Raw genomic sequence first — 24469 nt, 5'->3', positions numbered from 1 at the left:
AATAGAGGATTCAGTGTCCGGTTAGCCTGCTAAAACAGCAGTTTTTACCGAAATAACGGATCGTATGTCCGAATAAAAAGAGGCAGTGCATTGTAGGGACGGTTCTTGTGTTCAAAAAGGAACACAAGAACCGTCCCCCTGTTCCAAAATAAACATTCACTTAATTGCAACACTTTTTTAGATGAAAAGAGATATTTTCCTCTTACAATAAGGTAAGTCTAGTACAGTGAAGACTTCAGGTTAGAACGGAGATGAATTATTGTTATGAAAAAAATCATGAAGCTTCGTTTGCGAACTACGATTACCTTGTTAGTTACGGGGGTTATCGCGTTTTGTTTTCTTGTAACGAACCAATTAATTAAACAAAATGTTGAGGCAACAACATTAGACAATATCGAAGAGAAGGCACGAGACCTATCAAGGACGGTTGCTCTTTCAACCATTGTTAAAAATGGCCTTAATAATAAAGAAGATGAAAAATATATCCAGCCTTACGCCGAGGAAATCCGCAAGATCACAGATGTCCGATTTGTTGTTGTATTAGATATGAATGGAATTAGAAAATCCCACCCGATTACGAGTATGATCGGACATAAATTCGTTGGCGGGGATGACAAGCCTGTTTATAAAGGGAAAGAAAATATTTCGATCGCAACAGGGACCTTAGGAAAATCATTACGCTACTTCACGCCGGTTTATAATGATGAAGGCAAACAAATAGGTGCTGTGGTCGTGGGGATTTTAGTCGATGATGTTCAAAATCAAATTGAAAAAAGCAGTTCAATCATCTATACGAGCGCTATTATTGGCATTTTAATTGGCTTAATTGGGGCTATTTTATTAGCGAAAAAAGTAAAAAACATCATGTTTGGGCTGGAGCCTGAGGAAATTGCCAATCTTCTTGAGCAAAGAAGTGCGATGCTCCGGAATGTTCGTGAGGGTGTATTAGCAGTCGATCGTGATTCGAAAATTACGCTGATCAATCAGGAAGCGGAACGGTTATTTGAAAAACTCGGCATTAATGAGGATCCAGTTGGACAGAAAGTGGGAGACATCATCCCTAAGTTTCATATTACTTCTGTTATGGAAACCGGACAGAAAGAGCTCGATCAGGAGTATTCTTTTAATGGATTAGATTTGGTCGGGAATATCGTTCCCATTGTTGTAAATGAACAAATTGTTGGTGCCGTTGCTACTTTCCGTGATAAAACAGATATGAAGAGTATGGCGGAACAGCTTACCGGGGTTCGCTTATATGCGGAGGCGTTGCGCGCACAAACGCATGAATTTATGAATAAGCTTCATGTTATTCTTGGGCTCGTTCAACTTGAATTTTATGAGGACGTGCTCTCATATATTAGAGACTTAAAAGATACTTGTGAAAATGAGGCGGGCTTTTTTACAACCCGTTTCAAGGATCCGATCCTGGCAGGGTTTCTTTTAGGAAAAGTAAGCTATGCAAGGGAAAAGGGTGCGGAACTGGTCTTTTCGGATGAATGTTATTTGCCAGTACCAAAGGATCGCGATTTAGAGAATCAAATTGTAACGATCGTTGGGAACTTGATTGATAATTCATTGGATGCCCTGAATAAGTGTAAAGAAAAGCAGGTTACGGTTGAAATGTTCCCCATTTCAGACGAGGAAGTGTCCATTACCGTTTCTGACACCGGTGTTGGAATGAGCCCCGAGCTGCAAAAAAGTATTTTTGAAAAAGGGTTCTCTACAAAAGGTCCAAACAGAGGAGTGGGGTTATACCTAGTCCTTAAAAGCATAAAAGAGCTTAATGGCAGTATCTCCATTTCTTCTGAAGAAGGAACGGGGACAAAGATTAATGTCGTAATACCATTTGAAAAACAGGAGTGATTCATGATGATTCGTACAGTCATTGTTGAAGACGATCCAATGGTAGCAAAAATTAATACCCGTTATCTTGAGAAAATGGACGGATTTGAGTTGGTGGCAGCAGTTCCTACGGTCGCGGATGCCCTTCCGATTATTGAACGGGATCAAGTGGATCTTATTTTGCTGGATATTTATATGCCTGGCGAGGATGGCTGGAGTCTTTTATCAAAAATAAGATGGCTTGGCCAAGGGGTCGATGTCATTATTATCTCGGCGGCGAATGATAAAGAGAGTATTAAAAAAGCCATTCGTTTTGGTGCGGTCGATTATTTAATCAAGCCGTTTGAGTTTGAACGCTTCCAAACAGCATTAAATTCATATAAGCAAGAACAGTCTTTTATCGAAAAACAAGAAGAGCTGAGTCAAAATGACGTCGATAATTTACTGTTGAATAAGGAACAGCCTCAAAGTGCTGTCGGCACAAGCAGTGTTGAACTTCCCAAAGGTTTAACGAAAAATACCTTAAAGCTTATTTGGGAGAAAATTTTGGAGAACAAGACCGAAGTTTTCTCAACCGAAGAAATGGCCCAACAGGTGGGGATTTCCCGGGTTTCGATGCGAAAATACCTTTTCTTTTTAGCGGATATTCATATCATCGAAACTGAGGTTGTTTACGGAGCAGTCGGCAGACCAATTTTTAAGCACCGGATGGCCAATCTTGATCATAATTTAATGGAGAAATACATTAGCGGGTAGGAGTCTTTTAGGCTCCTGCTTTTTTTTGTGCATGGGGACGGTTCTTCTGCTTCAAAAAGAAGCAGAAGAACCGTCCCCATGCGTCCCCCAGGGAATTCCCTGAGTTGCCCTCCGAAACTCCCTTACTTTCTTAAGTTACAAAACTCTTTATATATTTTCATAAACTATTAAGAAAACCCTTTATTCAGTACTATTCAAGTAACGGGAAACAAGTTTTCTCGGATTAATATTTTTCCTTTAAATGGGGGGATTTTTGTCAAAGGAGTTCGCCTTGATTTTAAAAAAATGATGTAACTTCCAGGAAGCTTCTAATGAACATTAGCAGCTATTTAAAAGCCTGACTTTGTGAACACCTTCACAAATGTGAACAATTTGTGAACAGCAACAAACAAAAAACAAAAACAATCAACTATGAAAAAACAAAAATCAAAAAAGGAGTGAAAAACATGTCTGTTCCAGCTATAAAGCTTAAACAACCGAAGACTTCCTCAATGGGTACAAGCATAAAGGTACCAAGTGAAGTGAAACTAATCCCGTTACTTATTACAATTGCCGTTGGTGTAGCACTTTGGATGATCACACCACCAGCAGGCTTAGAACCGCAAGCATGGCACTTATTCGCTATTTTCGTCGCAACAATTGTCGGGTTAGTTAGCAAACCACTTCCAATGGGAAGCGTAGCAATCCTTGCTTTAACGGCAACGGTCATCACACAAACTTTAACGATTGATCAAGCGCTTAGCGGATTTCAAAACACTACGATTTGGTTAATTGTTATCGCGTTCTTTATCTCTAGAGGTTTTATTAAAACAGGTTTAGGTTCACGTGTAGCTTACATGTTCGTCAAAATGTTTGGTAAGAAAACACTTGGATTATCTTATTCTTTGCTTGTTAGTGACTTGATTTTATCACCTGCAATGCCATCGAATACGGCTCGTGCCGGCGGAATTCTTTTGCCAATTATTCGATCTTTGTCTGAAACATTTGGTTCACGCGTTGGCGATGGTACGGAACGAAAAGTTGGTGCATTTTTAACAAAAGTAGCTTTCCAAGGTGACATGATTACCTCTGCTATGTTCTTAACAGCAATGGCTGCTAATCCTTTAGCTGCCCAAATTACTGCAGATTTAACAGGAGAAAGCATTTCGTGGATGGGCTGGGCAACAGCCGCAATCGTACCTGGACTTATCAGTTTAATTCTAATCCCACTTGTCATTTATAAATTATATCCACCAGAAGTAAAAGAGACCCCAGAAGCACCAGCAATGGCTGCGAAAAAGTTAAAAGAAATGGGTCCACTTAAAAAGCAAGAATGGTATATGATTGGCGTATTTGTTCTTATCTTAGGTCTGTGGATTTTCGGAACTAGCTTAGGTATTACTGCAACAACAACAGCTTTCATCGGTTTAGGAGTTTTGTTATTAACTCAAGTATTATCATGGGCTGATATTAAAAAAGAAGAAGGCGCATGGGACACATTAGTATGGTTTGCAGTATTAGTTATGATGGCTACCTTCTTAAACGAATTAGGAATGATTCCTTGGTTCAGTGAAACGATGAAGGGCGCTGTAAGTGGAATGGATTGGATGTTGGCGTTAATCATCCTTTCAGTTGTTTACTTCTATTCACATTATTTCTTTGCCAGCAATACCGCACACGTAAGTGCAATGTACGCAGCATTCTTAACGGTTATTGTGGCTGCAGGAGCACCGCCGTTAGTATCTGCATTAATTCTAGCATTTTTCAGTAATCTCTTTGCTTGTACGACGCATTATGGTTGTGGACCTGCTCCGGTATTCTTCGGAAGCGGATATGTCACACAAAATAAATGGTGGTCACTAGGATTTATTATTTCAATCATTCACATCATCGTTTGGATTGGCGTTGGTGGCGTTTGGTGGAAAGTTCTAGGACTTTGGTAAAAAAAACATAAATCGTGAAAACCCTTTGTTTTTATAAAAAAACATAGGATTAATTTTCAATACTGCCGACAGTGGATCCCCCCCCAAGACCCTTAAGTAATATTCCGAGTCGGCAGTATTTTTAATCTTAAAATAGTCTATTCCAACCTATGGTTGTTAAACAAATAAATGCGGGGTGAGTTGAGCACTGCCCCATATCCAGAAAAAAAAGATTGCTATCGGTAGGAGGAGTTAAATAATGAGAGAAATCTCGGCGAAGTTAATTACAGAAACGGTAAAAAATCTTTGTATGAAAGCGGCTTGTGACCTTCCTGAGGATGTTGAAAAGCTGATTGCAGCAGGGTTAGAAACAGAAGAATCCGAGTTTGGTAAATACAGCTTAGAGAAAATCTTAAAAAATGTAAAACTAGCACGCGCGGAACATGCGCCAATGTGTCAGGACACTGGAATGACGGTTATTTTAGCAGAAGTAGGCCAAGACGTTCGGATAGTGGATGGCGACTTTACAGATGCCATCAATGAAGGTGTTCGCCAAGGGTATGAAGAGGGATATTTACGGAAATCTGTTGTTTCGGATCCTGTTTTAGACCGAAAAAATACAGGTGACAATACACCGGCTGTTATTCATATGGAAATCGTGCCTGGTGATCAATTGAAAATTCAAGTCCTGCCTAAAGGGGCTGGAAGTGAAAACATGGGTGCCGTGAAAATGTGCAAGCCGGCAGAAGGTATTGAAGGCGTTAAAGATTTCATCGTAAACTCGATTACTCAAGCGGGTGGAAACCCTTGTCCTCCAGTTATCGTCGGTGTTGGAATCGGCGGAACGATGGATAAATGTACATTGCTTGCGAAAAAAGCATTAGCTCGTGAAGCTGGTTCACCAAATCCAAACCCTGCTTATGCAGAAGTGGAAAAAGAACTGCTTGAGCGCATCAATAAATTAGGAATTGGTCCGCAAGGCTTTGGCGGAAAAGTAACCGCTTTGGCTGTTCATATTGAAACATATCCTACCCATATTGCGATGCTGCCTGTTTGTGTCACATTGAACTGCCATGCAGCACGTCATACGGAAGCTATTTTATAAGGGGTGAACAAAATGACAACAATTAAACAACTTACCACACCATTAACTTATGATCAGGTAAAAGATTTGAAGGCCGGTGATCAAGTCTCGATTACAGGTGTCATTTATTCAGCGCGAGACGCAGCCCATAAAAATATGGTTGATGAATTGAAGAGTGGTCAGCCGATGGCAATCGATGTAACGGATCAAGTTATTTATTATGCAGGACCATCACCAGCGAAGCCGGGAAAAGCAATCGGTTCCTGTGGACCGACTACAAGCGGCCGTATGGATGCTTATTCGCCAACAATGCTGGAGCAAGGTTTAAGAGGGATGATCGGAAAAGGCCCTCGCAGTAAAGAAGTAATTGAATCAATGAAGAAAAATGGTGCAGTATACTTCGCAGCAATTGGAGGAGCAGCAGCATTGATTGCAGATTCGATTAAAAAAGTTGATATTGTCGCGTATCCGGAATTAGGACCAGAAGCAATTCGTCGTATGGAAATTGAAAATTATCCTTGTATTGTCGCAGTCGATTGTGAAGGCAACGACCTATATGAAATAGGGGTTAAGAAATACAGAATCGAAGACTAACAAGAAATCGAGGTGCAAATTGAAATGCTTAAGTTTGATGTTTTAGTAGTAGGAGCGGGCGGTGCCGGAATGATGGCGGCACTTTCTGCCAGTGAAGATAAAAGTTTAAATGTAGCGTGTATTTCAAAGATTTTCCCAACTCGTTCCCATACGGGAGCTGCACAGGGCGGAATCAACGCAGCGATGGCTTATCGTGATGCAAACGATTCAACCGAAAGCCATTTCCGTGACACGGTTAAAGGAAGCGACTTTTTAGCGGACCAGGATGCAGTTGAATTTTTCACAAGCAATATGCCTAAGGTGATTTCTGAATTAGATTACTACGGTGTTCCTTTTTCCCGTGATGAAAACGGCCGTGTTGCGCAACGTCCATTTGGTGGCGCATCAAGCCCAAGAACATGTTATTCAGCCGATAAAACAGGCCACGTTATTCTGCACGCATTATATGAGCAGTGCTTAAAGAATCGAGTATCTTTCTTGGATGACTGGCACCTTCTATCTGTAGCAGTTGAGGACGGTAAGCTTGAAGGTGTTGTAGCAATGGAAATGCGCACTGGAGAAATTCAAGCGATCCAAGCAAAAGCAGTTGTTATTGCAACTGGAGGATTTGGCCGAATTTATTGGAGCAGAACAACCAATGCCATCAACATGACAGGTGATGGAACGGCAGCATGCTTCGAAGCAGGTATTCCATTAAAGGATCCTGAGTTTGTTCAATTCCATCCAACTGGCCTGGCGTCAACTGGGGTGCTTTTATCAGAAGCATGCCGCGGCGAAGGCGGATACTTGCTGAATAAAGATGGCGAACGCTTTATGGCTCGCTATGCTCCGGACAAAATGGAGCTTGGCCCGCGTGACCTCGTTTCCCGTTCGATTGAAACAGAAATTAAAGAGGGTCGTGGATTTGGCGAAGGAATGACTTCTTACGTTCTAATGGACCTCCGTCATTTAGGCGAGAAAAAGATTATGGAACGTCTGCCTCAAGTTCGTGAATTAGCGATGGAATTTGAAGGCGTTGATTTGATAAAAGAACCAGTACCGATTCGCCCAAGCTGTCATTATATGATGGGTGGAATCCATGTTAGCGATTATAAAACGTGCAGCACGCCGATTGAAGGCATTCACGCTGCCGGCGAATGTTCAAGCGTATCAATCCACGGTGCAAATCGTCTTGGCGGAAACTCCGTTGCCGATGTTGTATTGTTTGGTAAATATGCAGGCCTTGGCGCGAAAGAAACGGCTAAGAGACGTTCTTTTGCAGGTACAAAGAAGTTAGAGGCAGAGGCATTAAAATGGAAAGACGAATTTGAAACAATTCGTCACAAAAAGACCGGAATCAACATGTTTAGCATCCGCGATCGCTTAGCGGAAACGATGTGGTACAATGTTGGGATTTTCCGGACTGAAACAGAAATGGCAGAAGCTTTGAAAACTGTTGAAGAGCTTTTAGAAGAATACAAAGACGCTTATTGCGGAGATTCTGCAATTAAATACAATATGGCATTTTTGAACTATGTTGAAATTGGTAATATCTTAAAGCTCGCGAAGGCTGTAACGATGGGGGCGCTTAACCGTAAAGAGAGCAGGGGCTCACACTCAAGAGCGGACTATCCGACGCGAAATGATGCCGAATTCCTTAAGCATACGCTGATTTATAAGGAAGGCGACAACTATCGGTTAGATTATATCCCGGTAAAAATTACGAAATATCAACCGGAGGAGCGAAAGTACTAATGTATACAACACTATACTTTAAGATTAAACGATTTGACGGTGAGCAGGAATGGTTTCAGGATTATGAAATTCCTTATGAAAAAGGGAAAACAATCCTTTGGGCATTAACAACTGTTCGCGAAACGCTAGATCCTACGTTAACTTTTACATCTGCCTGTCGTCATGCTATTTGCGGAAGCTGTGCCGTTCGCGTAAATGACAATGCGTTTCTTGCATGTAAAACTTCATTGGATGAGGTTTTGGAAACATTTAATACGAACTACTTAACGTTTGAACCTTTGAAAAACTTCGATGTCATCCGTGACCTTGCAATTGCTTGGGAACCGAAGATGGATAAAATGGAGCAGGTGAAGCCTTGGTTAATCCCTTCTGCTGATGGCACAAAGGAAGCTGGTTTCATCCAGGCAGAAGATGATTATCATGAAATCGCTGCTCCAACTGATTGTATTTTGTGCGGTGTCTGTGCTTCTGAATGTAATCAGCTTGCTATTAACGATGGAACATACTTGGACCCGTTCATTTTAAACCGTGCCTATCGTTTTGCTGTTGATTCTAGGGACGGTTCTCCTGAAGAGCATATTCGTCCGGTTTATGAAAATGAGCTGTGGAAATGCCTTCACTGTATGCAGTGTGTAACGAAATGTCCAAAAGGTATTCCGTTGACAGAGCAAATTGCTTATTTACGTGCGGAATCGATCAAGATGGGTGAAACGAAAAACCTAGGTGCCCGACATGCATTTGCTTTCCATGATGATGTACGAAGCAAAGGACGCCTAAATGAAGTGATGCTTCCGATTAAAACGGAAGGTGTTGTGAGCACGGTAAGTAAACGTGTACCGTTTGCGTTGCGAATGATTTCAAAGGGTAAAATTAACCCGCTTCATATGCCGAAGGCTGTTGAAGGTATTAAAGGAATTCGTGAAATTTATAAGTATGCTGAGGAGGTTAGAAAATCATGAGATTAAGATACGCCTTTTTCCCAGGATGTACATTAGAGTCAGCAGCTGAAGAGCTCATGATTTCTACAAAAAAAGTTGCGTCCGCATTAGGAATCGAATTAATCGAAATTAATGGCTGGACTTGCTGTGGTGCAAGCCACATTCAAGACGTTGATAATTTATTAGCGACTTCTATTAACGCCAGAAACATCGCTCTTGCTGAAGAAATGGGCGCAATTAAGATGTTAACGGTTTGTAATACATGTACATTAATGCTTCGCACAGCAAAGCTTAAAATGGATAAAAACGAAAAGCTTCGTACACAAGTTAATGAAGGCCTGGGTAGAGCTGGTCTTCAATACAATGGTACAACTGAAGTAACTCACTTACTTTGGGCTTTAATTGAAGAATATGGTTTAGAAAATTTACGCGCAAAAGTTGTTAGACCGCTAACTGGATTAAAAGTAGCGAATTTCTACGGCTGCCATATTGTTATGCCGCCTGATGTAATGGGCTTTGAAAATCACATGAACCCACAATCAATGGAAATGGTTGCTGAAGTATTAGGCGCCGAGAGTGTTGATTTTGATCAACGATTAGCTTGCTGCGGTTTCCATTCCGTGTATCCAGCTGAAAGAGAAGTAATGGATTTAACTGGTAAGAACTGCTTGTCACCAAAATACGCTGGAGCAGATTGCATTGTGACTCCATGTCCACTATGCCAATTGCAGTTAGATGCTTATCAGCCGGAAGCACAAAAGAAATTTACTGAAGATATCACAATGCCGATTCTTCACTTACCACAGTTAATTGGTCTTGCTCTAGGATTTTCACCAGAAGAACTAGCAATCCAACGCCACGTAGTAGACGCAATCCCAGCATTGAAGCAAACTTTAGTGACAGTTTAAGAGTTGGGTTCGGGTTCGGGGCCTGGTGTGGTTCGGGGGGACGGTTCTTGTGCTTCTTTTGGAACAGGGGGACGGTTCTCCTGATTCCTTTTGATGCACAAGAACCGTCCCCCTGTTCCCAAATGTTTTAAATGAAGGGGATTTTCTTCATGAATTATACTTTTGAGAAGAAGGCTAAGTTAGTAGGAAAGATTGGCAGTGGAAAGCTGTGGCTTTTAAATATTACGGATGATTGGATTCATGACCAATACGGCGACAGCCATATTTATTACGGGACGATTCATTCCGGTAATCAAGCCTTTCACCCGGTATCTACTTCGATTAGCGGCTATTTCCAGGATGAAGACACTGGGTTGTGGATTAAAGTAAAAGACGGAGTCGCCAGACTAGACCCGGAAAACCACCACAACTCCTGGAAAACCGATATCAATGAACTGGTTAAAATCTCGATTAACACGGGTGTCTATAAGAAGTACAAAACTGGTGCTGTTTTATTAGCGCGGTGAGGAACCTTTTGAGCGTGGATGGGTGGGTGGCCCAAATTTCTGAGCTTTTGAAGTTAATCAAACGTTTGATTAAAGTTTCCCCAACACGGCGCTTAGAAGTTAATCAAACGTTTGATTAATGCGGGAACTTCGTGTGGGTTGGGTAGGTCGGATAGGTCGGGTTAGTTTGGCGGACATGAGGGACCTTATTTCTGGTATTTTCCCCTCTTTTCAACTTTAAGCGGACATGAGGTACCTTATTTAAACAAAAACAAAGGAATAATGCCCCTTTTTTCATGAATAAGGGATTCTGTGTCCGCTTAGCCTATCAAAACATCACTTTTTGTTAAAATAGCGTACCTGGTGTCCGCATAAAAAATGATTAGTGTGTAAACCCCGCCGGCAACCGGCATCGTAGTTTAAAGAACACAAATACTAACTTTGCTGAAAGCAGTGTGATTCCGTATGAGAATCGCACTGCTTTTTTCGCTGCTTTTCCTATGCCGGTGCCGCTTCAAAAGAGAACGGTACAGCATCGCACCATCCTTTTTTATTTCGAAAAGTAGAAAAAGGTTGTACAATAAGTAGATTAATAATAGTAGATTTTGTTATCTCAGAAAAAGTGGAACTGAGGAATTCTCTGAAGCCATGTGAAAAAGGGGTTAATCGACTTTATATGATCTTATTTTTAACGATGCTGATGCTGGGATTATTGTTAGGTTTTATTGGAGCTGGAGGAGCTGGCTTTATCATTGCTCTTCTTGTTACTGTGTTTAACGTTCCGATTCATGCGGCCATCGGTACGGCGGTGCCGGTTATGTTTTTTACGGTCCTGACTGGAAGCTTAAGCCACTTTCGTGAAGGAAATATGTATGTAAAGCAAGGGTTAATGGTTGGTGCGTTTGGTGGAGTTGGGGCTTACTTCGGGATGCGCTTAACACCGCTGATCAATCCGAATGTGTTGATGCTTTTCACGGTTTCTGCGCTTGCTCTTTCAGGGATCCTCATTTGGGCGAAAACAAGGCTGGTCGCTGAAAGTGAACCACAAAGGAAAGAACCAGGCTTCATGCGATATGCAGCGGTTGGTCTGGGAAATGGCCTGATTTCAGGGACATTTGGAATCGGCGCGGCACCGTTCATTCAATTATCGCTGCTTAAATGGCTTCATTTTCCGATGAGGATTGCGGCTGGAACGACGATGCTGGTGATTTTGCCGATCGCCCTTTTTGCATCGATTGGTTCTTTTCAAAATGGATATTTTGACATGGAACTATTTTTGCAGGTAGCGTTAAGTACGATGGCGGGTTCGTATATCGGGGCGAAGTTAACGAAGCGTCTGCCGCAAGTTTTTTTACGGTATGGAATTGTTGCAACGCCAATTGTAAGCGCGATGGTATTGTTGAGTAATTTTTTGTAGGGGAATGTAGGAAGCCCTTATGAATTTATCGATATTTTTAATGAGAATGGGTCCTTTAAAGGCCCTTTTTTTGTAGTCCTTCATAGCCCGGAGCTATCTTGAGGGACGGTTATTAATCTTCTTTGTCTGTAAAAAAATAACTATTTTTTCCATTTAAATTGACATAAAACCCGTGCTTAAAACTTATAAATAGGGTGAAGAGTTTAGCAAGAGGGTGACGAGGATAAGCCAAAAGATTTGTTCATTCAGCTTGCTCTTGTTTGTACCAACAACTATCCTCGGATCGACACTATATTTCAAAGGAGGTAACAATGGAAATTCAGAACCCAACGATTACCGCCCAGAAACTAAATAATGTCAATTGGAAATTTACGATTAACTATACAGCAAGATTCGCGCCACACGAGATAGGCGTTAGATTTCAGGATGCTGTAAGGATCTGGGAGTGGGATACTTCTGATCATGAAGCACTTACACCGTACAAAGATCATCAGAACTTTACGCCACGCCGAAGCAGTGTTCGGCGGACAAAGACCATCGTAGTAGACAGCGGCACACTTGACACCGAGTTGGGTGCAGAGGAAATCCGTGCACAAATTTGGCTCGGGAACCCCCCAGTCCCGCCAGGAGTTCGTATCGAAGTATTTACTCCGATTATTGGCATATCGCCTTAAGGATTAGAGGACGACTTTAATTTGAGATTAACGAGGATGGATGCCCTTTAGACACCCATCCTCACTTTTTTTACATATAAACCTTTCCTTCAAAAAAACTAAAATCTATCGCCTGCGCTAGGAATACCGCTTAATTCAAGTGGTGGGTTACTACCTAAAGGTGTTACAGTGGATAATTTGCGGGCCTTAATCAAGATCGTTTGCGGTGCGGATCTTATTCCAGGAAAAACAGTTAATTCTAATTGCCCTTGGCTACAATTATTAACATATGCAATGACTGATTTTTTTCCTAGCCCTTCGATGTGAGCCCCCAACCCTCTTATGCGGGTATAGATGTATTGCCCTACAAGTTGATCAAAATCCGAACCCCGGCCTCCTAACTGCCGCTCATGATTGTATGTTGCATCAACATTAATTAAATCATCATAACCATACATCAACTCATCGAACTCCTTTTTTATGATCTGTCAATAATAGTATGATATGTGCCCTTACTTTCACGGACTAGGCAAAACAACCGTATATAACAGCCTATTTCATTAAAGGGCTCGTTTTGATAGGAGAATTCTTAATCTTAACCATTGGACAAGTTATTTCATTTCTGTCACAAGAATTTAAGAATAATCCATATTTTTTCCGGAAAATAACAATGTTTGGTTTATAATTTAATTGCCTGAATAATAATTGGGGGTAATTGAGATGAGTAAAAAATTATTAATAGCCGCACTCTGTTTAGTAAGCATTGTGCTAATTTATTTTTTGGCGTTCCGTCCTACAAATCCTACTAGCCCTACTAGTCCTACGAAACCCGCAATTTCTGGTCCCCCTACTACATCCTTGGAAGAAAGGGTCTGTGAAAAAGTATCAACCCAATTTGGTGATTGCAAAAAAATTCTATTGTTTGATGCTAATTCAAATTTAGTCTTTGCCGAGAGTAGTTCAGGAATCATTCCTGTGCTTACCAATAAAGAGTTTACTGACTTTAAAAAGTTTATTTATCCAGAAATGAATTTCCAGGAGTTTAGGGAGGAAAAAGAGGAGAGAGGACCGATAGAGTGGCGCGCCAAAAATAGCGCTCAAAAAGATTTCTCCATTATATACGGATTTGCTGAAGACGAAGCAAAGACGATCGTTATTAATAGTGAAGGGAATATACAGCCAAACAAGTTTTTCGTTCGCGATAACTTGTGGGTTTGGTATGCTACTTTCCAGAAGGATAAAGTGAAATTACCAGTTGATGTAACTGTTTATAATGCTGATGGCCAAATTATTTATGGTGGAAATGAACAGGAATAGAAAATAGGGGCTTCATTAATCCGAATGAAGTCCCTTTTTTTCGATCATCATTTTACATTTTTTATTGGGCTGCATCCACTGAACCTGCCTGCCCAAATTGGCTTAATACATTTTTTACTTTTTCAACAGGGATTTTCGAGCCGCCTCGTTCTTGAACATTTTCAACCATCATAGTAATCAATAAATGCGGATCGTCGGTTTTATAGGCTACAAACCAACCGAGTTCGGCACCTTTTTCATCCTGCTTTAACTTTAATTCAGCTGTTCCCGTCTTTCCGGCAATTGCCATCCCGTTAATTTTTCCTGAATGAGCAGTGCCTTGAGGATTTTCAACCACATTCAAAAGATCGTCCGAAATGATTTTTGCATTTGCTCCACTAAGGACCTCTTTTTTCCAAACCTGGCTTTGCTTATCCTTTGAGGTCAAAATCGGCATGATGATATTTCCGTTATTTAGAAACGGAGTGTAACTAGTAGCCAGATGAAGAACGTTGACCTCGATCTTGCCCTGCCCATAGCCAGAATCCGCCAGCTCAATGTCGCTGTCCAACTTACCAAATACCGAGGATTCCAACGGATATAAGTATGGAATTTCTTCTTCAAACCCGAATTGCTTTAATCCTTCGGAAAATTTATCTTTACCTAGTGAAAGTGCAGCTTGGGCGAAATAAATATTATCAGAGTATAAAAGAGCTTTTTCCAAATTTACAGGAGCGTTCGGGTCCTTAACCCTCGTTACTACATAATTGCCCCAAGATTGATCTTTTTTCCAAGTCAGCCCATTGACGTTGATGGTCGTATCCGGAGTTAGCGTTCCCGCCGTTAGGCCAATCGCAGCTGTTATCGGTTTGAGGACAGAGCCGGGTGCATATGTGCTTTTAAATCGATTTAGAAGCGGCTTTTGCGGATTAGTTTGGAGCGCATCCAGTTCCGCCTGGGACATGCCGATCGCCATTTGATTCGGGTCGAAGCTCGGGCTGCTTACCAATGCTAATGTTTCACCAGTCGTCGGGTCAATCGCGGCTGATGCACCCGCTTCTCCTGCCAACTGCATGAAAATTTGCTGCTGCAGAGTGGTGTCAATGGTTAACGTTATATTTTCCCCATTCTGAACAGGCTCTTCTGCAAGCAATACTTCTTTGCCATCCGCTTTTTTTATAAAAATCTTAACCCCGTTCTTACCTTTTAAGCTTTTATCTAAGACCTGCTCAAGTCCTCTTTTTCCAATCACATCGGAGGCAGAGTAGCCCTCTGAAGCCAGTTTTTCGAGCTCTTCTTGGGTAATCGGGCCGGTATAGCCGATGAGATGGGCGGCAGATTCTTTAAAAGGATAGATTCTTGCTTTGGTATTCTGTTTGTCCACACCTGGTATTTGATACAGCTTGGCCAGCAGGTCTGTTTCTTCGGCAGAAATGGTTGCCACCGGAACGAAGAAGTTCGGTTTTACCCACTTGGCATTTAGGGCATTTTGGATGCGTTCAGGTGTAAGTTGCAGCAGTTCAGCCAGCTGGCTGATTACTGCATCTGGCTGCGGTCCCATCTTTTCTGGAATAACTCCAATTTGAAAGGCGGTGCCGTTTATAGCCATAGGATCGCCATTCCGATCAAGGATCTCCCCGCGCTCAGCAGGCGTTGTGGCGAAGCTGATTTTATCGTCCGCTTTTAATTCAGGAAATATGTAACCTGTATTCCAGGCGATATACCAATTTTCTTGATCCTTTCGCTTCTCTTTGACAAGCTTGGCGGTCTGGTCGAATTCAATCGGACCTGCAACAGTATTCATTTTTACGGAAAAAGGCAGCTTGATTGTGTCTTCTTTTGTCTTTGTCTCTTCGTCCGGTTTGAAAAACTGGACATCCAAGTTGGAAATTTCCAAATCACCGTATATTTTTTTATAGCGTGTTACAAATTCTTCTTCCGTAATTGTCTTTTTTGTATCAGTTGATAGATAATCATACATTTCGGAAAATTTTTGTCCGTTCCATAGCTTTATATATTTTGAGAATTGATTTTCCGGGCTTGCTTCTTTGCTGCAGCTTGTGAGCAAAACCAGAACAATAAAGCTTATTAATCCTAGATATATTTTTTTCACAATAGCATCCCCTTTCCCACTTATCTATCATTTTAACATAATCTGGAATATGGTTGGTCCTGAAAACTGCAATAAGGGATAATTAATGGCGATTTTTGTCAAGTTACGGATTAGGTCAATTTGTTTTGAGACACTCGACTGTTTTGTCCCTGGAAGAAAGTGGAGGAGTAGGGCCAGATAAATAACCGGAAATGAAAAAGGAACCAAGCGACTTGGTTCCTTTTTCTTTGTATTTTTTAAAAGGCGGTTAGCTTCCAACCTTTAAATCTAGCTTTCCTTGTTTAGCTTCCAATCGTTTACTTTCGTACCATTCAACAATTTTGCGTTCTTTGGCAGTCAAATACCCCATTTTCGCTCTCGGTGCATTTTTTCTCATGTTTTTTCTATTCATTTTTTCCTCCTAATGGCTCGTACGGAGGTTACCTGTATTCGGGAACTGGCAAGCATGGTCTATGACAGACTTTAGCCCCTATAGTTTTGCGTCACCACTTTTCAGTGGTTTTGCCCTTTCGTACGATAGTTTTAATTTAATATTAAATAAAATTTTACAAAAAAGGAAGATAATTTTAGTTGATTTAATTGAATTTTATGTGTTTACACACTATATTATTACTATTTTCCCAAAACATTTTAAAATGAAACCGGAGAAAGTGGCACTGCTATGTAGGTTGCTTATTTCCAATTTTAGTCAAATTATTGATATATTGATTTTTTTACAGATATATTGTGGATTTTTCTTGATATATTTGCTTTTTTACAGATAAACTATCGTTTTTTCTTGATATTTTCTTATTTTTACAGATAAGCATTAAAAGAGGGGGGAGCGAGATTGGAATTGCACCCTGAATTGCCCGGATATCAAAAAAACAGCCGGGATCAGGTCCCAGCTGCATTCTTTATTGTTTAAAAATAGTCGAGATAATCTCGTCCATTGTCATTCCGCTTTTGATTTCATAAACGCCAGGACGCAGGGCGTTTGCTAAGCCTTTTGATTCTACAAGATTTGAGAACTCCAGTGCATTCCCGATAATTTTCCCTTGAACAAGCGCTTGGCCCACATCACTACCTGTCATACCTTCAGATACAGATAATATCATCCGGTATTCAACCTTTTCAGCGGGTACTTCAGTTTGAGGTTGGCTATTGTTTTCTTCTATTTTTTTATTTGCTTCTTTCAGCTTCTTTTCAGCTGTTTTCACAGCAGCAACCTGCTTGTCCCACTCTGCCTTTTTATGAATAACATACCCTTCAGCGGTTAATTGGCTCTTCATTTCAGCGGTTGATAGTTTTTCTACGGTTTTTACTTCCTTTTGGTCTGGTGCATCCTTTTGGCCTTGCGCTTCATTAGGACCTGAGAAGTAAACTACGCCTAGTATACTTGTTGCGAGGATAATTCCTCCAGCAAAACTCCGCATCGTATTAGCTTTCACTTCCATCGGTGACTGAGCCCCTTTCCTGTTTGTCTTTCATATAAGGAGTCAGCAATCGCTCGATTTCATCCGTCGTTTGTTCCATTTTGTTTGCAATGCTTTCCATGGAATACCCACGACGATGCATGTCGAGTATCTCACGCTTAAATAGTTTTTCATCAGCATTTCCGGCTTCTTGCGCGGCTATTTCTGCATCCAGCTCAAGATTGCGAATTTGCTCCTTCATTTTGTTTACTTCATCCATAAAAGAAAAGGTAAGATGATCTATTTGTTGCTCCAGCTCTTTGGAAGTTTTCTTCGTTTTCATATAAGACAAAATAAGCAGCACGACACCTACGCCCAATAAAACGGCTATAGTCCATTCCATCCTTTTAATCATCCTTTACTTAAATCGTTTTTTACATTTCCCTATTATACATCGATAACCAAAACAACAAAATACGACAAAAGTTCTAGATTAGTTGTTTTGTATGAATTGGGTTTTGTCGAAAAATCTGCGAAAGTGTTTGCAATTCGCTTAACGGAGGGGGCTGGGGGATTTTGATTTAACAGAGTACAAGGGTGGTTTTTTCCGGTAATTGGCAATTTTTTGTTGGTGTTTATTTTGGAGGGAGGAGGGGGTCATATCGTTTGAGGGGTTTGAATTTTGAAGAATGACCATATGTTGTGGAAATGGAGCATATGTTATAGGACTTGTCCCATATCTTGAGAACTTGTCCTATATATTTTCAGGGTTGTCCGATAAATTTAAAAAGTTGTACCATAAATTTGAAAAGTTGTCCGATATATTTTAAAAGTTGTACCATATAATTTTTGAAATGTCCCATTTCCACATTTGAACGGGCATAAGGACCTTCAAACGAGCAAATATTTTTTGAAAAAAGTAGGAAACTCTCAAATAAATAGATGTTTTCTTAAGAACCATACATTTTTTTTAAAAAAATCGCCCAATTAGCATAAAAAAAGTTGTTTTTTTCAAAAAAATAAAGAAAAAGTAGCTGACATATGAATTTTTTCTAATAAAAAGGAAAACTTCTAACATAACTACTAGACAATTAGCTGATTTCCAACACAACAGTACTGATTTTTAACATTATTCTAATCTCCATTACAAAGAAGCTTGTTCAACGGCCCCGCCCTACAACCAATGCCCTTGCTCCACCATTAAAACCAAATATATTAACAAGAAAAAGCTAAATATTGAAACCCCATCACTTACGGATAGTTTAAAACGGTAATGGTATAAATCATCCGGCTCGGCTTTTTCTATGAAACTTTCGATTCTATCCAGTTTGTCAAAGGAATTCACGATTAAGGAAACGATAATTTGGGAAACTCCATTGATATTAACTCTAAATTTCCGTCTTGATTCACCCATTACGGAACGCATACTTTCTGCTAAACTCTTTTTTACTTCTGATCCCATCTCAGTAAGCTCTAAAACAATACACATGATTACTTTTAAGTAGTCTGCTACGGGAACTCCAATCAACTTCAGTGGAGATAAGAGTTTATCAAACATTCCGATCACTGTTTTCGTATCAGTAGTGTGAAAATAAAGAATGCTAACATACCAAATAATAAATAATCTAAATAGTCTTAGAAAAATTTCATAGGGGCTTTGTTGAAGTGCGAATACATCATTTCCCGATAAGAAATACAATAGAGAATTTATTAGTAATCCAAAAAGATAAGGGAACAAAAAGACAATACAATAAGAAAAAGCGCTCATAGCTATGGTACGTCTGTTCATTCTTAAAATGAAGGTTATAATTAATAAGTACACGGTTAGAAGGACAAGACTCATAGGTTTAAAAAAAAGAAACGGTATGGCCGTAATCATTCCAGCCTGAGTAAGTTTGATGAGCCCATCAAGTTCTGAGACCCTTACGTTTTTTTTAATGGATAGATTGTTCAAAGTCACATCGTTTGCCATAACCGATAGCTTCCTTTCCGCTTATTTTTCCTTCGCTGAATATATCTTTTTGTTTAACTTCAAAAATGGCTAATTCTCCGATTTTTCCAGTGATGAATCCGGTGATGACAGAGGAAATTAATAAAATTGGAAGATAGAACATAACGACGGCTTGACCTAAGATCATTGATGCAACCACAATTTGGGCCGTACTATGAACAATGGCTCCGGCCATACTAATCCCTTTGATACTAAAAAATTTCCTTAGTTTTTTATACAGGAACCACATAACTAAGGCACTTAAAATACCGCCGCTTAAACTAAAGGCCAGCATCGTTACGCCTCTTGTTAAAATGGCTACGACTAAACAGCGCACGACGACAATAAAAATGACATCATTCAGTCCAAGGAAGGCAATCCCAATCATCGTAATAATATTACCAAGGCCCAGCTTTACTCCGGGGACAGGGACGGGGATGGGAATGAATGCTTCAAGAAAAGAGATCAAAATGGCATTGGTTACTAAAATAATGATGACGGCAAATTTTCTATTTTTGTTCATTTAAAGTTACCTACTTAACTAGAAGTGTATTATTTTTCTACGCCTTCGATCATGACGATGATTCTTGAAGGCACACAGATCGCATTATCACCAGGTTTCGTCAGCCATCCAAAGTTTTTACAAATTTTATCCGGACAGTCTGCATCAAAGACTCGGATTTTCCCCTTTTCTGCTAATACAGTTAATTTATAGCCATTATTATTCAGCAAAATGGTTTGAGGTTTGGTAACCTTATTTAGGTCAATCTTTTGAATTACTTTTCCATCGCGTGTTATATCTGCAACCAGGCTGTTTTGTTGGGCTTCACTGTGGGAATTCATCCAAAACAGTGAGATGGAAACGATGATTCCAACTAACAGCACTAAGATAAAATCACCACGTTTAAATTTGGGCAATGCTTTCATTATAGGAATTACTCCCCTTTTCACAGTAATCGATTATTTATGATAAATCGGCAAGGAATAGAGTATCCCTTGCCAATTTATCGATTATTTTTTGTTCAAAGTGCTACTGCTTTAATTATTGCTATTTTTTTAAATAAACTGCTGCATGTTTAGCAGCAAAACGGCCAGAGTTCACGGCCCAACCTTGCTGAGAGCCTGGAACTAAACTAACATCGTATGATTCTCCGTTAAGACCGCCAGCGTCACCGCCACCAGCATAAAGTCCAGGAATGACTTTGCCTTTCATATCTAATACTTGTGCATCAGTTGTAATTGCTAGTCCATCTGTTGTAGCGTAATAGCCTAAATCTAATTTAAAGGCATAATAAGGACCATTTTCCCCAGGCGCAATTAAAAATTTCGGGTCTTTTCCGAACTGTGAATCAACGCCTGCCTGACAGTCTGCATTATATTGATCAACTGTTGCCTTTAATTGCTCTTCATTCATATTGAGCTTACTTGCTAATTCTTCGATCGTATCTGCAATAACAACGTGAGTTTTTTCCTTTTTCATATACTTATCTAAATCTTCGAAGAAGGTAGGTATTTTACCCTCAGGTGTCATATCTCTTGGGAATTTGTTCTGAACAAAGTTATCTAAATTAGCTTTAGAGGCAATTTGATAGACTGTTCCTTGTAATCTATGAGCTGCACCATAAGCACCCCAGTCACGTGCTAGCAAGGACTCATCTGTGAAGCGCATACCATCTTGGTTAATACGCAACAATGGCTGTCTGCCAATAGCATTGTGAAGCGTTCCTCCATAAGGAGCACCTTTCATCATTGCACCGAAGGCCATTAGACCACCTTTTAGGTTTTTATCTGATGCCCCTACTTTTAAAGCCATATTGATTCCGTCTCCGGTTCTTCCAGGAATCCCTGCATCGATAACATTGTCGGCATTAACTTTTGCATACTTCTCAAGCATTTCAGGGTTGTCGGAATATCCACCTGTCGCTAAAATTACTACGGGGGCTTTGATTGTTAGGCTACTTCCGTCACTATGTGTTGCCTTAATACCAGCCACTTTTCCGTCTTTCATAATCAGTTCTTTACCACTAGTATCGGTTAGAATCTCAACACCCATTTTTTTAGCATTTTCCGCAAGGGTTTCTGTTAATGCTTTTCCTCCCCCATCATAAAGATGCCAAGTATTGAGTTTGTTTGCTCCCAAATTTCTTAATCCAGAAAATTTTACACCTAACGATTGTAACCAACTGAAGGTTTCTCCAGAGTTTTCGTAAAATTTCTTTAAAAGATTGGCATCAGCAAACCAGTGATGATAACCCTCCGCTTGTAATAGAACATCCTTAACATCGTAATGGATTCCTTGTTGCGTTTGTAATTCAGTATTGATACCACCATATCCTTCAGTTACAGCACTCGTTCCACCTAAGCCGGGATTTTTTTCAATCATAATTACGTTTAGGCCGAGTTGTTTTGCTTGTACAGCAGCTGAGACCCCAGTAGATCCAGAACCAACTACTACAACATCTGTACTCATTGTTTTCCCATTAGCTTCGCCACTAGATTTTTCACTCTTAGTAGAACTAGAACTAGAATCAGAACATCCTTGTAATAGCATTGTTATCATTAAAAACATCATTGTAATGACTTTGAGAGTTTTGTTGCCGGAAAATATTTTATTCATATGACTACTCCTTTTTCATAATGAATTCCAAAGATACAATATAGTTCACGAACATATTAGGAATTAAACCACTGCAAAAAAAGACACCATAAATCGGCTCTTATCAGTGTGTTGCTCCATTATGCCTTTATTCTTCTGAATTAAAGGCAGCAGGTAGTTTATCCATCCATTCAAACTCATGACACTCGGAACAATATACGGTTGATGGTTCATGCAATTTATGGCATTTGTTACATTCGAGCTGCCCATTATGTGATTTATGAGGGTTTGATTCCTCGAAATTGGTTTTGGCGATGACTTTGTCATAGTCATGGCATTTAAGGCACATTTCCTTTGAAAACTTTCTCGTTTTCATCGGTGTCTCGTAATCTCCCTTAACATACTTAATTCCTTCTTGGGCCTTAGCGGTTAGTGAATCCTTGTGGCAATCATGGCAGACAACATCTGCCTTGGCGTGCGCATTCGCTAACAAATTACTATGTTTGTAGGAGTTATACATTGGCTCCATATTGTGGCAGAAGGTACTGCAAAATGCTGGGTGATCGCTGGCCTTAACGAGTGCCATTCCTCCGAGTCCAAAAAAGGAAAGTGCAAATAGTAGAATAAAGATTACTTGTTTCTTTGAAAGATTTTTAAAAAACCTTTTTTTGGTTTTTTTTCCTTTCGTTATTTGTTCAGTTGCCATTATATCCCCCTAATTGAATTTGACACTGCTTTATAATTTCAGAAGGAGATGATATAATCTAGGAAGGTTTTTTTAACCATTAGATCTAACATAGCAGTATCCTCTATAGAGAAAATCCGACTTTTCTTTATAGTTTTTAGGTATCTATACTGCTTACACATTTCTTAAATCTGGGTCGATTGAGCTGTTTTGTCATTACGGTTCTTTACGTTCCCAGACAAATATCATTCCGGATGGCGATAGCTACTGCAATAGCTATTGCCTGTTTTTTTGTTTTTCACCTCCATGGTCATCTCTGTACTCTTCTGCTGAAATCATTCTATGAAAATAATTTCTCACTCATTTTATTTCATCCTCATTTGTTATTCATCGTACAAATGTTAGAAGTTTTTTTCTCCTCATCGTACAATTGTTAAAAGATTCACATTCACTTCAATATGTATATACACACATAAATGCGTATAATATAATACCGCTAAAGGAGGTGCTGGCATATGAAGATAACGATTCCGATGTTATTAGAAAGAATAACGGATATAAAATTTTCCTATTTTCCAGGAGTGGTTTCTGAAGAAAAACATATTTCAAGTATAAGATTTCTTAAAAACAGCCAACGGTCAATTAACTCTGATGTTCTCTATATTACAAACCAAACTTATTTGATATCAGATTACAAAGGCGTTATCCCTCAAAAAATCGTTTGTATAAAAGATGGGGATTTTAACTTTGATCATAAACTTTTCGAGACTTCAGAAGTAATCTTGATTGAAACCTTTATAGATACTATTGAGTTAGCAGATTTACTTCAGGATATATTCAGTTATTATTCTGGTATTTGGGAAGAATTGCTAGAGATCGTGGAAGAGAGTAAAGGATTACAATGTTTAGTTGATAAAATTTCAACCATATTCAGCAATCCTGTAAGGATAAATGACTGGAACTTTAAAATACTTGCAATGACCAGTTTCGAATCTGAAAATGTTGAGCTGCGGAGAAGAATTGATGATAGAACGATCGTTAATGGATATATAATGAATTCAGATGGATTCTATGATGATATGAAGAATTATATTTCTAAAATGAACGAGAATGATCAGCCCGTGTTATTTTCTGGAAGTTATACATGTCCTATGATTTCACATAATTTAAAGTTTCAAAATAAAAAAGTTGCTATGGTTACTGTCTATGAAGTTGATAATCTTTTCACGAATGCAACTTCCGATTTAATTGTCTTTTTTTCAAGAATCATCACACTGGAATTGCAAAAAAATGAAATGTTACTTCTAAATGATAGTATGAAGTATGAGTACCTTTTTACTGACCTGCTTAGCGGTAAAAGTCTATCTCAAAAAGAAATTGAGAAAATTTCCAGTTATCTTAATTATTCTATGAGCAATCAGTACTTTTTGGTTGTTGTTAGTACACCTGTTTCTGAACGGAATTGTGAATTAACTTATTTAAAAGCAAAGATTTTGCATAATGTGAAGTGTAATTTTTGTATCATGTATGAACGGAACATTGTCATGATTTTTGAATCTTCATCAGATAGTACATTTGCACAGGATGTGCTTTCAAAATTGACCGAATTGTTATCGGTTAGAAATATGTTTGCGGGGATAAGCAGAGACTTTTCTAATCTTTCAGACATCAGAAGAAAATATATCGAAGCTAAAAAGGCTGCGGAGTTAGGACAAAGAATTAATATGAAGGGGCATATTTTTCGGTATTTAGATTTGCAGTTTTACCACTTAATTGATTTATGTGCAAATCAGGAGGATATCAAAAGCCTTTGCCATCCTGCGCTTTTGAAATTAATTGAAGAAGATCCAGAACTTTCAAGGACCTTATTGTTATATTTGAAAAATGGAAAATGCCAGACAACAACAGCCAAAGAACTACATTTGCAACGCAGTTCTTTACTGTACAGATTAAGAAAAATAGAGGAGATTTTGGATATTAAACTCAAAGATTATCACTTATTATTGCATCTTCAGCTTTCCTTTGAGATTCTTAATTATTTGAATTTCGAGATGTTTTAATTTTTACCCCATCAGGTAGAGGG

General features: G+C 39.5%; 23 protein-coding genes and 1 riboswitch. Of the genes, 13 read left to right on the top strand and 10 right to left on the bottom strand.

Annotated elements, in window-relative coordinates:
- Positions 1-264: 264 nt before the first annotated feature.
- The 11 genes from dcuS to ACI48O_RS15665 all read left to right on the top strand — a co-directional run bounded on the left by dcuS (position 265) and on the right by ACI48O_RS15665 (position 12333).
- On the top strand, positions 265-1863 hold the full coding sequence (gene dcuS, locus ACI48O_RS15715) for a DcuS/MalK family sensor histidine kinase (RefSeq protein ID WP_435562779.1): 1599 nt from the start codon (positions 265-267) through the stop codon (positions 1861-1863).
- Positions 1864-1869: 6 nt separating this feature from the next.
- Entirely contained in the window at positions 1870-2598 is a 729-nt protein-coding gene (locus ACI48O_RS15710) for a response regulator (protein ID WP_435562798.1), read from the top strand.
- A gap of 491 nt (positions 2599-3089) precedes the next feature.
- Positions 3090-4520 carry an anion permease gene (locus ACI48O_RS15705; RefSeq protein WP_435562797.1) on the top strand — a complete coding sequence of 477 codons (1431 nt, stop codon included), beginning with the start codon at positions 3090-3092 and terminating at the stop codon, positions 4518-4520.
- A gap of 238 nt (positions 4521-4758) precedes the next feature.
- Entirely contained in the window at positions 4759-5604 is an 846-nt protein-coding gene (locus tag ACI48O_RS15700) for a fumarate hydratase (RefSeq protein WP_435562778.1), read from the top strand.
- 12 nt (positions 5605-5616) lie between these two features.
- Positions 5617-6177 (top strand): Fe-S-containing hydro-lyase, encoded by a 561-nt coding sequence (locus ACI48O_RS15695; RefSeq protein WP_435562777.1) that lies wholly within the window; start codon positions 5617-5619, stop codon positions 6175-6177.
- Between the two features lie 24 nt (positions 6178-6201).
- Positions 6202-7911, top strand: a complete 1710-nt coding sequence (locus tag ACI48O_RS15690) for an FAD-binding protein (RefSeq protein WP_435562776.1) — start codon at positions 6202-6204, stop codon at positions 7909-7911.
- Positions 7911-8870 (top strand): succinate dehydrogenase/fumarate reductase iron-sulfur subunit, encoded by a 960-nt coding sequence (locus ACI48O_RS15685; RefSeq protein ID WP_435562775.1) that lies wholly within the window; start codon positions 7911-7913, stop codon positions 8868-8870. The genes ACI48O_RS15690 and ACI48O_RS15685 overlap by 1 nt, the downstream gene beginning before the upstream one ends.
- Positions 8867-9757, top strand: a complete 891-nt coding sequence (locus ACI48O_RS15680; RefSeq protein WP_435562774.1) for a CoB--CoM heterodisulfide reductase iron-sulfur subunit B family protein — start codon at positions 8867-8869, stop codon at positions 9755-9757. Before ACI48O_RS15685 ends, ACI48O_RS15680 begins: the two co-directional genes overlap by 4 nt.
- A gap of 149 nt (positions 9758-9906) precedes the next feature.
- Positions 9907-10263: a molecular chaperone GrpE gene (locus ACI48O_RS15675; RefSeq protein ID WP_435562773.1), complete on the top strand. Its 357-nt coding sequence runs from the start codon at positions 9907-9909 to the stop codon at positions 10261-10263.
- A 655-nt stretch (positions 10264-10918) separates the two neighbouring features.
- Complete coding sequence (locus tag ACI48O_RS15670) at positions 10919-11659, top strand: sulfite exporter TauE/SafE family protein (protein ID WP_435562772.1); 741 nt, start codon at positions 10919-10921, stop codon at positions 11657-11659.
- A 311-nt stretch (positions 11660-11970) separates the two neighbouring features.
- Positions 11971-12333, top strand: a complete 363-nt coding sequence (locus ACI48O_RS15665; RefSeq protein WP_435562771.1) for a hypothetical protein — start codon at positions 11971-11973, stop codon at positions 12331-12333.
- Between the two features lie 98 nt (positions 12334-12431).
- On the opposite strand, the gene ACI48O_RS15660 is transcribed toward ACI48O_RS15665, so the two are convergent.
- The gene (locus ACI48O_RS15660) at positions 12432-12773 is read right to left on the bottom strand and encodes a hypothetical protein (protein ID WP_435562770.1); all 342 of its coding nucleotides are present in this window, start codon (positions 12771-12773) and stop codon (positions 12432-12434) included.
- Positions 12774-13032: 259 nt separating this feature from the next.
- On the opposite strand from ACI48O_RS15660, the gene ACI48O_RS15655 reads away from it, so the two are divergent.
- Positions 13033-13629 (top strand): hypothetical protein, encoded by a 597-nt coding sequence (locus tag ACI48O_RS15655; RefSeq protein ID WP_435562769.1) that lies wholly within the window; start codon positions 13033-13035, stop codon positions 13627-13629.
- A gap of 61 nt (positions 13630-13690) precedes the next feature.
- Here the strand turns inward: ACI48O_RS15655 and ACI48O_RS15650 are convergent, their stop codons facing one another.
- From ACI48O_RS15650 to ACI48O_RS15610, 9 genes are all read right to left on the bottom strand, one after another.
- Positions 13691-15721, bottom strand: coding sequence for a penicillin-binding transpeptidase domain-containing protein (locus ACI48O_RS15650; protein ID WP_435562768.1), 2031 nt, complete (start codon positions 15719-15721; stop codon positions 13691-13693).
- Positions 15722-15968: 247 nt separating this feature from the next.
- On the bottom strand, positions 15969-16112 hold the full coding sequence (locus ACI48O_RS15645) for a hypothetical protein (RefSeq protein WP_435562767.1): 144 nt from the start codon (positions 16110-16112) through the stop codon (positions 15969-15971).
- Between the two features lie 37 nt (positions 16113-16149).
- A riboswitch (cyclic di-GMP riboswitch) is annotated at positions 16150-16237 on the bottom strand.
- 380 nt (positions 16238-16617) lie between these two features.
- Positions 16618-17157: a hypothetical protein gene (locus ACI48O_RS15640; RefSeq protein ID WP_435562766.1), complete on the bottom strand. Its 540-nt coding sequence runs from the start codon at positions 17155-17157 to the stop codon at positions 16618-16620.
- Positions 17141-17518: a hypothetical protein gene (locus ACI48O_RS15635; protein WP_435562765.1), complete on the bottom strand. Its 378-nt coding sequence runs from the start codon at positions 17516-17518 to the stop codon at positions 17141-17143. Before ACI48O_RS15635 ends, ACI48O_RS15640 begins: the two co-directional genes overlap by 17 nt.
- Positions 17519-18289: 771 nt before the next feature.
- Positions 18290-19087, bottom strand: a complete 798-nt coding sequence (locus ACI48O_RS15630) for an energy-coupling factor transporter transmembrane component T family protein (protein WP_435562764.1) — start codon at positions 19085-19087, stop codon at positions 18290-18292.
- The gene (locus tag ACI48O_RS15625; protein WP_435562763.1) at positions 19050-19628 is read right to left on the bottom strand and encodes a Gx transporter family protein; all 579 of its coding nucleotides are present in this window, start codon (positions 19626-19628) and stop codon (positions 19050-19052) included. The genes ACI48O_RS15630 and ACI48O_RS15625 overlap by 38 nt, the downstream gene beginning before the upstream one ends.
- 29 nt (positions 19629-19657) lie before the next feature.
- Positions 19658-20032 (bottom strand): NusG domain II-containing protein, encoded by a 375-nt coding sequence (locus tag ACI48O_RS15620; RefSeq protein ID WP_435562762.1) that lies wholly within the window; start codon positions 20030-20032, stop codon positions 19658-19660.
- 121 nt (positions 20033-20153) lie between these two features.
- On the bottom strand, positions 20154-21722 hold the full coding sequence (locus ACI48O_RS15615) for an FAD-dependent oxidoreductase (protein WP_435562761.1): 1569 nt from the start codon (positions 21720-21722) through the stop codon (positions 20154-20156).
- 127 nt (positions 21723-21849) lie between these two features.
- Entirely contained in the window at positions 21850-22407 is a 558-nt protein-coding gene (locus ACI48O_RS15610) for a cytochrome c3 family protein (RefSeq protein ID WP_435562760.1), read from the bottom strand.
- Between the two features lie 494 nt (positions 22408-22901).
- On the opposite strand from ACI48O_RS15610, the gene ACI48O_RS15605 reads away from it, so the two are divergent.
- Entirely contained in the window at positions 22902-24446 is a 1545-nt protein-coding gene (locus tag ACI48O_RS15605) for a PucR family transcriptional regulator (RefSeq protein ID WP_435562759.1), read from the top strand.
- Positions 24447-24469: the final 23 nt, after the last annotated feature.

The sequence above is a fragment of the Neobacillus terrisolis genome, assembly GCF_051233475.1.
Lineage (GTDB): Bacteria > Bacillota > Bacilli > Bacillales > Cytobacillaceae > Bacillus_BU.
The sequence above is the reverse complement of the archived record's forward strand: the minus strand, read 5'-3'. Positions and strand labels throughout refer to the sequence as shown.